This is a genomic window from Pseudomonas sp. NPDC086581, from assembly GCF_044746165.1.
GTDB lineage: Bacteria > Pseudomonadota > Gammaproteobacteria > Pseudomonadales > Pseudomonadaceae > Pseudomonas.
Window position 1 is genome coordinate 130661 of sequence record NZ_JBIVBR010000014.1, and the last position, 13331, is coordinate 143991.

Annotated in this window: 11 protein-coding genes; 6 read left to right on the plus strand and 5 right to left on the minus strand. The window is 63.0% G+C overall.

All coding sequences use genetic code 11. The features are described 5' to 3' along the window. The first annotated feature begins 94 nt into the window (after positions 1-94). The 6 genes from ACIPK7_RS25410 to ACIPK7_RS25435 are packed head-to-tail and all read left to right on the plus strand — an operon-like array spanning position 95 to position 7410. Positions 95-622, plus strand: coding sequence for a GspH/FimT family pseudopilin (locus tag ACIPK7_RS25410; RefSeq protein ID WP_401090941.1), 528 nt, complete (start codon positions 95-97; stop codon positions 620-622). After that, positions 619-1101 (plus strand): type IV pilus modification protein PilV, encoded by a 483-nt coding sequence (gene pilV, locus ACIPK7_RS25415; RefSeq protein WP_401090943.1) that lies wholly within the window; start codon positions 619-621, stop codon positions 1099-1101. The genes ACIPK7_RS25410 and pilV overlap by 4 nt, the downstream gene beginning before the upstream one ends. Continuing rightward, positions 1098-1775, plus strand: coding sequence for a PilW family protein (locus ACIPK7_RS25420; RefSeq protein WP_401090944.1), 678 nt, complete (start codon positions 1098-1100; stop codon positions 1773-1775). Before pilV ends, ACIPK7_RS25420 begins: the two co-directional genes overlap by 4 nt. Further along, a complete protein-coding gene (locus tag ACIPK7_RS25425) occupies positions 1772-2251 on the plus strand; it encodes a PilX N-terminal domain-containing pilus assembly protein (protein ID WP_401090946.1) in 480 nt (159 codons plus the stop codon). Before ACIPK7_RS25420 ends, ACIPK7_RS25425 begins: the two co-directional genes overlap by 4 nt. An 18-nt stretch (positions 2252-2269) precedes the next feature. Further along, positions 2270-6985 (plus strand): pilus assembly protein PilY, encoded by a 4716-nt coding sequence (locus ACIPK7_RS25430; RefSeq protein WP_401090948.1) that lies wholly within the window; start codon positions 2270-2272, stop codon positions 6983-6985. Then, complete coding sequence (locus ACIPK7_RS25435) at positions 6982-7410, plus strand: type IV pilin protein (protein WP_401090950.1); 429 nt, start codon at positions 6982-6984, stop codon at positions 7408-7410. Before ACIPK7_RS25430 ends, ACIPK7_RS25435 begins: the two co-directional genes overlap by 4 nt. A 65-nt stretch (positions 7411-7475) precedes the next feature. Here ACIPK7_RS25435 and ispH read toward each other — a convergent pair whose 3' ends face one another. The 5 genes from ispH to ribF form a co-directional block, all read right to left on the minus strand. Then, positions 7476-8420 (minus strand): 4-hydroxy-3-methylbut-2-enyl diphosphate reductase, encoded by a 945-nt coding sequence (gene ispH / locus ACIPK7_RS25440; protein WP_401090951.1) that lies wholly within the window; start codon positions 8418-8420, stop codon positions 7476-7478. Between the two features lie 97 nt (positions 8421-8517). Beyond that, positions 8518-8970: an FKBP-type peptidyl-prolyl cis-trans isomerase gene (gene fkpB, locus ACIPK7_RS25445; protein WP_192224654.1), complete on the minus strand. Its 453-nt coding sequence runs from the start codon at positions 8968-8970 to the stop codon at positions 8518-8520. Beyond that, positions 8963-9472, minus strand: a complete 510-nt coding sequence (gene lspA, locus ACIPK7_RS25450) for a signal peptidase II (RefSeq protein WP_401090953.1) — start codon at positions 9470-9472, stop codon at positions 8963-8965. Before lspA ends, fkpB begins: the two co-directional genes overlap by 8 nt. Then, entirely contained in the window at positions 9465-12299 is a 2835-nt protein-coding gene (gene ileS, locus ACIPK7_RS25455) for an isoleucine--tRNA ligase (RefSeq protein ID WP_401090955.1), read from the minus strand. The genes lspA and ileS overlap by 8 nt, the downstream gene beginning before the upstream one ends. Positions 12300-12320: 21 nt before the next feature. Continuing rightward, positions 12321-13259 carry a bifunctional riboflavin kinase/FAD synthetase gene (ribF, locus tag ACIPK7_RS25460; RefSeq protein ID WP_401090956.1) on the minus strand — a complete coding sequence of 313 codons (939 nt, stop codon included), beginning with the start codon at positions 13257-13259 and terminating at the stop codon, positions 12321-12323. Positions 13260-13331: the final 72 nt, after the last annotated feature.

The following is a 13331-nucleotide window of genomic DNA, read 5'->3' on the forward strand; positions in this document are numbered from 1 at the left end:
ACATCGCCGTAATACGAACGGTCATCCATAGAAAAAAGACATTTCCCACACGACTAGGCAGCATTGCCGCTATCGAAAATGTGAGGAATGCGCCATGTCGCGCCCCAGTGAATCGGCGGGCTTTACGCTGATCGAGTTAATGGTCGTGGTGGCGATTGCCGCCATTCTGGCGACCATCGCCATACCTAGTTTCCGCACCCTGATGCTGAACAACCAGATCACCAGCCAGACCAACATGGTGATCGGGTTGCTTCAATCGGCGCGCAGCGAAGCCATTACCCAGCGCAGTATCGTGCGCGTCTGCGGCAGCAGCGACGCAGGTCTCAACCAAGTCAACTACAGCTGCAACAGCAACAGCTGGGAGGCCGGCGCCATCGTTTTCCGCAGTCCTGACGCCACGACGACGTCGGTCGCGCAGGCTGCCGTAATCCGTGTGCTGCCGCCGAACTCCAGCGGCCTGACCCTGCGCAGCAGCGGCTCCCTGACCTTCAATCCGAACGGCACCCTGACCACGGCAGCGACGCTGAGGGTCTGCGACTCACGGGGCACAGCGAGCTCGCGCGCAATTACCCTTAATATCGCCGGCGTCGCCACAAGCGGAGCGAATGGAACATGCCCATGATCCAGCGCGGCCAAGGCGGCTTCACCCTTATCGAAGTGCTCATCGCCCTTCTGGTTCTGGCTATCGGCCTGCTGGGCATGGCCTCACTGACCATGACCAGCCTGCAAAGCAACCAAGGGGCCTACCTGCGCGGCCAGGCCAGCATGCTTGCCTATGACTACGTGGAACGGATGCGTGGCAACTCGGCCCAAGCGCTGCTGGCGACCTCACCCTATGTGATCAGCCTAACCTCCGGTGCTACCCGGACCAATCCGGACTGCCGCACCAAGACCGCTGGTTGCACGGCTTCGGAACTGGCCAACCAGGACATCTTTGACTGGTGGGGCAACCTGCAGGCCGCGATCCCCGGCTCCAGCGCCACCGTCACCAAAGCGAACACCAATGAATACCAGGTCGTCATCAGCTGGACCGAGTCCGATGCACAGCAACACAGCACCGGTTCTCAGGCCCAGAACTTCACGCTGCGGGTGAACCTATGACTACCAGGCAATATTCCTACCGGCAGCGTGGCCTGTCGATGATCGAACTGATGGTAGCGCTGCTCCTCAGCACCCTGCTGCTGCTGGGCGTACTGCAGATGTTCAGCAACAGCTCAGCATCGGACAAGACCAGCAGCGCTCTGACCCGCGTGCAGGACAGTGGCCGAGTCGTCCTCGACCTGGTTTCTATGGATGCTCGCCGTGCAGGCTATCAGGGCTGCCAGTTGCCAAGCAGCGTCGTGACCGTCAGCAACGGAGTCCAATTCCCTCGCGACGCGGTCACCACCACCAACGGAGTGAGCACCAGCGTGAGCTTCAACTACGCCACGACCACCACCACCTCGGTGGCGATGCCCGGCGTCAACAAGACCTGCACCAATCAGACGCTGTACCTCTATTCGGTCACCTACAGCAACTGCGCCAACGGCACCTCGATCTGCATGAACTCCAGCACCAGTGGGGGCGACCAGACGGTGGTCGATAACGCCACCATAACCGCCATTACCCTGGGCTTCGAATCGGCAGGCAAGATCGTCTGGAAAACCGCCGGCAGCATCAGCGCCGCAGAAGCCCAGAGTGCCGATCGCGTGCAACTGAGTATCACCGCCATCGACGCTGCGCAAAACATTTCCCGCAACTTCACCGGCACCGTCGAGCTGAGGAACCGGCTATGACTTCATCCAAGACTCAACGCGGCATGGCGCTGCTCGTCAGCCTCGTGCTGCTGCTGATCCTCACAGTGCTGGCCATTGCCATGGCCAGCAATTCGACCATGCAGCAACGCATCTCGGCCAACGCCCAGCAACAGAACATCGCCTTCCAGGCAGCGGAAAGCGGCCTGCAGTTCTGGGTGAACCGGTTCGCCCAGAGTGGCGTCGCCCCCACCAACGGCACCTCCATCGCGGTGGAGCCAACGTCGGGCAGCTCTGGCTCAGCACAGGTGAACCTGAACGCCAGCTTCATCGAATGCGCCAAATTTATCCCGGCGCAAAGCCTGAGCGTCGCTGCCGGCACCCTGAGCTACACCTGCTACCAGGTAAGCAGCCAAGCCAAGGCCTGCAAGAATCTGAGCAGCTGCAACGTCACCACTTCGGACGGCCAGGCGCGTGCACTGCATCGTCGCAGCTACATCCAGGCTACCCACCTCTAATCGCATCAGGTGCATAGAATGAATCGTCCACAGTCCTTCCTCCGCAGCCTGATGAGCGGTGCCCTGCTGACCTCGGGCATAGCCTGCGCGACCCTCAGTTACGCCGACGACACCGAAATCTTCTTCGGCGGCCAATCCATCGACCAGAACGTACGGCCCAACGTGCTGTTTGTGCTGGACAATTCCGGCTCCATGGCCTGGCGTACCGACAGCAACAGCAACCCTTCGCGTGGCCAGCAATCGCGGATGACCCTGCTCAAGCAGGCGTTCTCCGACATCATCCAGAACACCAGCGGCATCAACGCCGGCCTGATGGTACTCAACGGTGACAACCGTCTGCTGTATCCGGTAACCAACATCGACTCGGTGATACCCAGCTCCGCGACCCAGTACGCCGGCAGCCCGGAAATCGGTCAGGGTAGCGACGACGCCACCCAGAACATCACCAACAGCACCGGCGATATCGGTGAATCCAGCCTGCCCATGGGCTATACCAGCACGACAACGACGGTGGTTGGCACGCCGAACTCGACGCTGGTCCAGAACGATGCCTTCTTCATCGTCACGCAGAGCAACACCGACTACGCGTGCCGGATGCGTACTTCCGGCCTCAACCGCCCGAGCAAACCGGTCTGCACCAACGGCAACATGACCGAGCTGAACGTCAACGCGACCAATAACAGCAACTACCAGACGGCGCTGTTCGACTTCCGCTCACTGGGCGTCCCGGCCAACGCGACCATCCAGAGCGCCTATCTGGTGCTGGTGCCTACCAACACCAACAGGACCGCGCCGCCGACAATGAATGTGAAGATGGAGCTGTCGAAAACACCGGCAGCCCTGAACGACAACAGTCCGGTAGGTACCAGGACATTCAGCACCGCGACTGCCACCGCATCCAGCTGGATCAACGGCAACGCGGCCCAAGTCGACATCACCAACCAGCTGAGGACATTGCAGAGAACGGCGCCCACCACCAGTGACATTGGTGACGTGGTGATGAGTTTTCGTGCGACCCAGGCGGCTGACTACACCTTCTGCGCCCGTAGCTGCGGCAACAGCGCTCCGGCGCTAGTTGTAAACTACTCCAGCACCTCCACCGTGGCGCAGACCCGGATCGGCGCCCTGCGCTTCCAGAACCTGGGCATTCCGCAAGGAGCGACCGTCACCAAGGCGGTACTATCCTTCGTTCCGGCCACCTCCAATAGCGACCCCGTGACCTTCCGGATCAAGGGTCAGCTGGTGAGTGACGCCACCACCTTCTCTGCCACCGAGAACCTCCCGGCGCGCGCCACCACTTCAGCCTACCTCGACTGGGCCGCTCCCGAATGGAGGGCACAGAACCCACCCGTGCCAGTCGAAGGCCCGGACATCAAGAACGTGGTGCAACAGATCGTCAACCAAGGAGGCTGGTGTGGCAACAACTCCGCCGCCATCATCCTCACGCCCCAAAGTGGCACCGGCTCACGAACAGCCACCAGCATCGAGGGCGGTATCGGCCTGCAGCCATCGCTGACAGTGACCTACACTGGCGGCAGCGGCGGCTGCCTGAACCCGATCATCGAAACCCGTGTCACCGACGCGAAGAATGACGGCTTCGAAACCGCCCCGGGACGCAACTACTACACGCCAACCCTGGGCGACAGCACACTGCCGCTGAACTCGGGCTCCATCGCCGCCCGCTACGAGAACCTGCCCATCATCCAGGGCGCTACCGTGCTGGATGCCAAGCTGTTCATCACGCCGAACAACACGGTCACCGGCCCGAACGTCAGCACTTCGATAAGCTTCGAGAACACCGACAGCTCACCGGCCATGCAGGCGAGCAGCGGCAACATCGGTTCGCGTAGCAGCACCTCCGGGGTCAGTTGCACCATCAACAACACCAATGGTGGCTGGACCGCCGGCACCAGCTTCGCCTGTGGCGGCCTTGCCTCTTCCCTGCAGACGGTGTTCAACCGCAGCGGCTGGGCGCCCGGCAATGCCCTGACGGTATTCATGACCCAGAGCGCGAACTCAAGCCTCAACGCCCAGGCCTATGAGAGCAATCCGGCGCAGTCCCTGCGCCTGCGCATCAAGCTGGCCAACGGTGGCATGACCACCAGTCCCTTCACCGTGCGCAACCAGCTCAACAGCCTGGCGCAAACCATGACGGCCAATGGCAATACGCCCATCGTACCGACCCTGTATGACGCAGTGCAGTATCTGCGTAACGGTGCGGACGGCTATGCCAGCCCCATCAACAGCGCCTGCCAGACCACCCACATGGTGTTGTTGACCGACGGCCAAGCCAACCAGAACACCACGGCCGCCAAGAACGGCATCGCCGCACTGGCAGGTGCCTGCACCAGCGACGCCAGCGACGACGGCGAGAAATGCGCGCGCACCCTCGCCAGTTGGATTGCTGCCAACGACCAGGCCTCCAGCATCGATGGCGACAACCAGGTAACCACCCACACCGTAGGCTTCGCCTTGGATGCCAGCAGTGCGACCGATAGCGCCAATATCAAGAAATTCCTCGCCGACCTGGCCTCGCGCGGCGGCGGCTCGACCTACACCGCCACCACCGCTGGCGACCTGTCCAAGGCGTTCAATGACATCATTCAGCAGGTCCTCGCCACCGACAGTACCTTCGTCAGCGCCAGTGCCCCGGTGAACACCTTCAACCGCCAGGACAACAAGGACGAACTCTACTTCTCGGTATTCAAACCGCAGGAAACCGACACCTGGCCGGGCAACCTGAAGCGCTATCGCCTGGACACCGCCACCGCACAGATCGTCGATGCGGACAATACCGCCGCCGTGGACCCGCTCACCGGCTTCTTCAAAAGCTCAGCGCGCAGCTTCTGGAGCTCCAGCGCCGACGGCAACAACACCGCCAATGGTGGTGCAGCATCCAACCTGCCGGAAGCGGCAACTCGCTCGCTCTATACCTTCATTGGCTCCTCGCCCAGTGCGGCGGTGAACCTCAACCAGAACAACTACCTGCTCAACTCGGCGAACACCACCATTACCAATGCCAAGTTGGGCATCAGTGATGCCAACGACACTGCAGCTCGCACCGCGGCGATCAACTACATCCGCGGCCTCACCGCTGCCGGCGCGCAGCGCAAGGGCTTGGGTGACCCCCTGCACTCCTCCCCGCGCCTGGTCACCTACGCGTGCAACACCTATACCGACAGCACGTACAAAACATGCAGCAGCGAAGACCAGAGCGTGGTCATGTCGACCAACGAGGGCTACCTGCACCTGTTCAACACCAGCAACGGCCAGGAACAGATGGCCTTCATGCCCGAGCCCCTGCTGGCGCATGTCCCGCAGCTGGCTGCCAACCAGAAGTCGACCAGTGCCAAGCCACGCTCCTACGGCATGGATAACACCGTGACCCTGTGGGTGAACGACGCCAACAAGAACGGGGTGCTCTACGGCGGCCTCGACCCCAGTGCTGCCACGCCGACCCTGCTCACCGGGCTCAACACCGGTGAGTTCGTCTACGCCTACGGCACTATGGGGCGCGGCGGTCGCGATATCTACGCACTGGACCTTACCGACCGCTCCAACCCGAAACTGCTGTGGCTGATCAAGGGCGGCACCACTACGGGCTTCGAGCAGCTGGGTCAGACCTGGTCTGCGCCGGTCAAGACCCGCATCAACGTCAACGGCACCATCACCGACGTACTGATCTTCGCCGGCGGCTACGACCCGAATCAGGACAACGTCAGCACTCAGACCGCCGACACCATGGGCAATGCCATCTACATCGTCAACGCTCGTACCGGTGAGCGCCTCTGGTCTGCCAGCAAGACCACCGGCACCCTGCGCCTTAGCAAAATGAACTACAGCATGCCGTCCGCCGTACGCGTCATTGACCTGCAGCAGAACACCGACGGCACCCTGGCCAACGATGCGAACCAACTGGCCGACCAGTTCTTCGTCGGTGACATGGGCGGCCAGATCTGGCGCTTCTACATCAACAATGGCAGCAGCGGCTCCGGCCTGGTAACTGCAGCCGGCAGCAGCAACGACGGCGTGTTCGCCAACGTGGTTCCGGCCGACACTGCCGATACCACCGATACCCAGCGCAAGGCTAAGATCCGCCGGTTCTACAACGAACCGGACGTGGCCATCGTCAACGTCAATGGGACCCTGGTACTGACGGTCAACATCGGTTCTGGCTACCGCGGCCACCCACTCAACAAGCTCACGGAAGATCGCTTCTACTCCTTCCGCACCCCGGTGCTGACCAAACCTTCCACCAGCGAGAGCACCCTGACCGAGAGCAGCCTCTACGACGCTACCGCCAACCTGATTCAGGCCGGCACCGCCACAGAGAAAGCCGATGCCACCACCGCCTTCAGCGCTACCAGCGGCGGCTGGATGATCAAGATGAACAGCTCTGGCGGAGAAAAGGTCCTCACCCGCTCCCTGACGGTGAACGGCTACCTTTACTTCAACACCTACGAGCCCACGGCAGCCGCCAACTCCTGCCAGGCCAGCGTCGGTGTGAACCGCTCCTACGTGGTTCACCTGGCGGATGCAACTCCGGTCAGCACCACCGGCAACTCCACCTCGCCGTCGGCCCGCTACAACGTGGTCAAGACCACCGGCCTGCTCCCCGACCCGACTCTGGTCAGCATCGGCGGCACCAGCTTCGTGATCAACGGCACCCAAGTGAGCAAGCCGCCGCAACTGAACCTTAACGAGTACTACTGGATTGACGAGGATAACCTTTGAGCATCAAGGCCAGAAAATCCCAGCAGGGTTTCACCCTGCTGGAACTGATGATCGCCGTCGTAGTGGTGGGGATACTTGCCGCCATTGCACTTCCTTCCTACACGGCCTATGTGCGCCGAGCGGCATGTGAAGACGCCAAGGGCACCCTCACCGGTGCCGCCGGGCTACTGGAAAGATTCCGCGCCCAACAGAACACCTACAGCAACGCAACGCTGGGAGCTTATGCTCAGAGCCCCGTTGACGGCGGCGCGGTCTTCACCATAGCTGTCGCCATCGACAACACCGGCACCAGCTACGGCCTGACCGCAACGCCCGTGAATGGAGGCGTATTGGCAGGTCGCGGTACTATAACCCTCACCTCCAACGGTGTGCGTGGAGGCTCCGGAGATCTGGCCGGCGCCTGGGGTAGTTGCCGAGGCCTCTAAATCGAATGCCGAGCAATAAAAAACCCGCCTCGGCGGGTTTCTAATCATCGGCGTAGCGGGCCCAGTTAAATTGCCTTGACCCGCAATTCCTTGGGCATCGAGAAGGTGATGTTCTCCTCCCGCCCATCCAGCTCGACTTCAGGCTCCGCGCCCCAGTCACGCAGTTGCTGGATCACGCCGCGCACCAGCACTTCCGGAGCCGAGGCACCAGCGGTGATGCCGATGCGCTGCACGCCATCAAACCACTCCTTCTGCATGTCCTCGGCACCATCGATCAGGTAGCCGGGGGTGCCCATGCGCTCGGCCAGCTCGCGCAGGCGGTTGGAGTTGGAGCTGTTCGGGCTGCCGACCACCAGCACCAGGTCGCACTGGTCGGCCAGTTCCTTCACCGCGTCCTGGCGGTTCTGGGTGGCGTAGCAGATGTCGTTCTTGCGCGGGCCCTGGATGTGCGGGAACTTCGCACGCAGGGCGTCGATCACCTTGGAAGTGTCGTCCATCGACAGGGTTGTCTGGGTGACGAAGTGCAGCGCTTCAGGATTACGCACCTCCAGCGCCGCCACGTCTGCCTCGTCTTCCACCAGGTAGATGGTGCCGCCATTGGAGGCATCGTACTGGCCCATGGTGCCTTCCACTTCCGGATGACCCTCGTGGCCGATCAGGATGCATTCGTGGCCGTCGCGACTGTAGCGCACGACTTCCAGATGCACCTTGGTCACCAGCGGGCAGGTGGCATCAAAGACTTTCAGGCCGCGGTTCTCGGCTTCCTTGCGGACGGCCTGGGAAACGCCGTGGGCGCTGAAGATGACGATGGTGTCGTCCGGCACCTGGTCAAGCTCCTCGACGAACACGGCGCCGCGGTTGCGCAGGTTCTCCACCACGAACTTGTTGTGCACCACTTCATGGCGCACATAGATCGGCGGGCCGAAGACGTCGAGGGCGCGGTTGACGATCTCGATCGCCCGGTCGACGCCGGCGCAGAAGCCGCGGGGATTGGCGAGTTTGATTTGCATGGTGGCCTCGGGTGCTACGCAAGCCGGCCCACGAGGGGCCGATAGGAATACTTCGCCTCAAGCGCAACGGCCCGCCAGCGGCGGGCCGTGCAGCCAATCAGGCTGGTTGTACGTCGATGATATCGACTTCGAACGCTAGCGTTTTACCGGCCAGCGGATGGTTGAAGTCGATGGTGACGTGCTGCTCGTCGAACTCCTTCACGACGCCCGGCAGCTCGGTCTTGGCGGCATCGTTGAAGATCACCAGCAGCCCCTCGGCCAACTCCATGTCCTGGAACTGGTCGCGCGGCATCACCTGCACGTTGGCCGGGTTCGGTTGGCCGAAGCCCTGCTCCGGCTCGATGCTCAGGGTGCGCTTGTCGCCGGCCTTGAGACCGAACAGTGCCTGCTCGAAGCCCGGCAGCAGGTTGCCGTCGCCGACCTTGAAGGTGGCCGGCTGCTTGTCGAAGGTGCTGTCGACGACGTTGCCGTCATCCAGTTTCAGGGCGAAATGCAGGGTGACCTTCGAGTCGCCGCCGATGCGCTGAATGGTGTCAGAGGAATCAACCATTGGCGGTCTCTCCGGAATTCTTCGATTTGAACATGTCCAGCGCCAGCATGATGGCGCCGACGGTGATGGCGCTGTCGGCCAGGTTGAAGGCCGGGAAGCGCCAGCGGTCCTGCCAGTGCACAAGGATGAAGTCCACCACGTACCCCAGGACCATGCGGTCGTACAGGTTGCCCAGCGCGCCGCCCAGCACCAGGGCCAGGGCGATGGCCAGCCAGGTCTCGCCGCGCTTCAAGCGCTTGAGCCAGACCACCAGCACGACGCTGACCACGATGGCGATCAGCGCGAACAGCCAGCGCTGCCAGCCCGAGCTGTCGGCCAGGAAGCTGAACGCGGCGCCGGTGTTGTAGGCAAGGGTCCAGCTGAACAGGTCGGGAATGACCACGATCTGCTGGTACATGGTCAGCTCAGACTGGAAGAAGGCCTTGGTGACCTGATCCAGAACAAACACTACCACGGTGATCCACAGCCAGGGCAGGCGGCCGAAGCGATCAGCGTTAGGCATAGTGACGCACCTCGCCCGCGCCATCGATGTTCTCGACGCAGCGACCACACAGCTCCGGATGCGCGGCGTGGCTGCCCACGTCGGCGCGGAAGTGCCAGCAACGGCCGCACTTGGCATGGGCGGACTTGACCACCTTCAGCTTCAGGCCCGGCAGTTCGCTCTCGACCGCATCGGCCGGCGCATCGGCCAGCGGCGCGACGGTGGCGGCGGAAGTAATCAGCACGAAGCGCAGCTCGTTGCCCAGTTTCTCCAGGCGCTTGGCCAGGGAGTCTTCGGCGTAGAGGGTGATCTCGGCCTGCAGGTTGCCGCCAATGGTCTTGGCGCTGCGCAGGTTTTCCAGTTCCTTGTTCACGGCAGCCTTGGCAGCCATGACTTCGTCCCAGTAGGCGCGGTCCAGTTCGGCATCGGCCGGCAGCTCGGAGAGGCCGTCGTACCAGGTGCTGAGCATCACCGACTTGGCGCGCTCGCCGGGCATGAAGCTCCAGATCTCTTCGGCGGTGAAGGCCATGATCGGCGCGATCCAGCGCACCAGGGCCTCGGCGATGTGGAACAGCGCGGTCTGGCAGGAACGGCGGGCGACGCTGTTCTCCTGGGTGGTGTACTGGCGGTCCTTGATGATGTCCAGGTAGAAGCCGCCCAGCTCCTGCACGCAGAAGTTGTGCACCTTGGAGTAGACGTTCCAGAAGCGGTAGTCACGGTAGGCCTCTTCCAGCTCGCGCTGCAGCTGCAGGGCGCGGTCGATGGCCCAGCGGTCCAGGGCCAGCAACTGGTCGTTGGGCAGCAGGTCCTTGGCCGGGTCGAAGCCGGAGAGGTTCGACAGCAGGAAGCGCGTGGTATTGCGGATACGACGGTAGGCGTCGGCGCTGCGCTGCAGGATGGTCTGGGAAACCGCGATCTCACCGGAGTAGTCGGTGGACGCGACCCACAGGCGCAGGATGTCGGCGCCCATGCTGTCGATCACGGTCTGCGGCACCACGGTGTTGCCCAGGGACTTGGACATCTTGCGGCCGGACTCGTCCACGGTGAAGCCGTGGGTCAGCAGTTGGCGGTACGGCGCGTGGCCGTCGATGGCGCAGCCGGTCAGCAGCGAGGAGTGGAACCAGCCGCGGTGCTGGTCGGAGCCTTCCAGGTAAAGGTCGGCGGCCGGACCGCTGGCATGGCCCAACTCGGCATGGGAGCCGCGCAGCACGTGCCAGTGGGTGGTGCCGGAGTCGAACCAGACGTCCAGGGTGTCGTTGATCTTGTCGTACTGCGCGGCTTCATCGCCCAGCAGTTCGGCGGCGTCGAGCTTGAACCAGGCCTCGATGCCTTCCTTCTCGACGCGCTGAGCCACGGCTTCCATCAGTTCGACGGTGCGCGGGTGCAGTTCACCGGTGGCCTTGTGCAGGAAGAACGGGATCGGCACGCCCCAGTTGCGCTGACGCGAGATGCACCAGTCCGGACGGCCGGCGATCATGCCGTGCAGGCGCGCCTGGCCCCAGTTGGGCACGAATTCGGTCTGGGTGATGGCTTCCAGCGCGCGCTCGCGCAGGGTGGCGCCGGTCTGCGGCTGCTTGTCCATGCCGACGAACCACTGCGCGGTGGCGCGGTAGATCAGCGGAGTCTTGTGGCGCCAGCAGTGCATGTAGCTGTGGCTGATGCTGGCGTGCTTGAGCAGTGCGCCGACTTCATCGAGCTTGGCAACGATATTCGGGTTGGCCTTCCAGATGAACTGGCCACCGAAGAACGGAAGGTCGGCCACGTAGACGCCATTGCTCTGCACGGGGCTGAGGATGTCGTCATTGCTCATGCCGTACTGCTTGCAGGTACGGAAGTCGTCCTCACCGTAGGCCGGGGCGGAGTGAACCACGCCGGTGCCGGCGCCCAGCTCGACGTACTCGGCCAGGTAGACCGGGGAGAAGCGCTCGTAGAACGGGTGGCGGAAACGGATCAGGTCCAGCGACTCGCCCTGGGCGGTGGCGATGGCCTTGCCTTCCAGGCCATAGCGTTGCAGGCAGGACTCGACCAGCTCCTCGGCCAGCACCAGCAGGCGATCGCCGACATCCACCAGTGCGTAGGTGAATTCGGGGTGGACGTTCAGCGCCTGGTTGGCCGGGATGGTCCAAGGGGTGGTGGTCCAGATGACGATGGCAGCCGGCTTGGGCAGGCTGGCCAAGCCGAAGGCGGCGGCCAGCTTGTCAGCGTCTTCCACCGGGAAGGCGACGTCGATGGCGTCGGACTTCTTGTCGGCGTACTCGACCTCGGCTTCTGCCAGGGCGGAGCCGCAGTCGAAGCACCAGTTCACCGGCTTCAGGCCCTTGAACACGAAGCCCTGCTTGACCATCTCGGCGAGGGCGCGGATTTCCCCGGCCTCGTTGGAGAAGTTCATGGTCTTGTAGGGGTTGTCCCAGTCGCCCAGCACGCCCAGGCGGATGAAGTCGGCCTTCTGCCCTTCGATCTGCTCGGCGGCGTATTCGCGGCACAGTTCGCGGGTCTTGTCCGCCGGCAGGTTCTTGCCGTGGGTGGTCTCGACCTTGTGCTCGATCGGCAGGCCGTGGCAGTCCCAGCCCGGCACGTAGGGAGCATCGTAGCCGGCCAGGGTCTTGGAGCGGACGATGATGTCCTTGAGGATCTTGTTGACCGCGTGACCGATGTGGATGCTGCCGTTGGCGTAGGGCGGGCCATCGTGCAGGATGAATTTCGGGCGACCTTCGCCAATCTTCCGCAGCTTCTGGTACAGGCCAATGTCGTTCCAGAGCTTGAGAGTTTGCGGCTCGCGCTGCGGCAGGCCGGCTTTCATCGGGAAGTCGGTTTCGGGAAGGTTCAGAGTGGCTTTGTAATCGGTCATCTCAGGGCCTGTTCAGGATCTTCAATCAAGCGGTTGGCCCAGCCAGTAGGCTCGGGCGGCGGCGATGTCGGCGAGGATGGCCGCCTTGAGTGCCTCGAGCGAGGCGAAACGCTGCTCATCACGCAGCTTCTGGTGGAAAGTGATGTCCAGATGCAGGCCGTAGAGATCGCCAGCGAAATCCAGCAGATGCACTTCCAAATGGGGCCGGCCGTCGCCATTCACAGACGGTCGGGTGCCGATGTTGGCAACCCCGTTCCGGCGCTGACCAGCCACCATCGTGCTGACCAGGTAAACGCCGTTGAGCGGCGCCTTGCGGCGCTTGAGCTGGATATTCGCGGTGGGCGAGCCCAGCGTACGGCCCAGCTTCTGCCCGTGCAGCACGCGGCCGCTCAGGCTGTAAGGGCGACCCAGCAGGCGCTCGACCATATGCAGATCGCCGTCGGCCAGGTCCTTGCGGATACGCGAGCTGCTCACGCGCATACCATCGACTTCCACGGTGGTCGCGGCTTCGACGGTGAAGCCTTGCTCAGCGCTGGCGTTGACCAGGAAGGCGAAGTCGCCGGAACGGTCGCAGCCGAAGCGGAAATCGTCGCCCACTTCCAGATGGCGGACACGCAGGCCCTCGACCAGCACCTGGCGGACGAACTCGGCGGCCGACAGCTCGCGCAGACGGCGGTTGAAGGCCAGGCAGAGAACGAAGTCGACGCCGTACTGGCGCAGCAGTTCGAGCTTCTCGCGCAGACGGGTCAGACGCACCGGCGCCGCATCGGGAGCGAAGTATTCGCGCGGCTGCGGCTCGAAGATCACCACGCAGCTGGGCACACCCAGCTCCAGCGAACGCTCGCGCAGACGCCCCAGGATCGCCTGGTGGCCGAGATGGACGCCGTCGAAGTTACCGATGGTGGCGACACAGCCCCCGGACAGGGGCCGCAGGTTGTGAAGGCCTCGAAGCAGCTGCATAGCGCGCGTATTGCTCAGAAAGTGGTCGATTATACCTGCACCCGCTGCCATGCGACAGGCAAAATGCCGTCG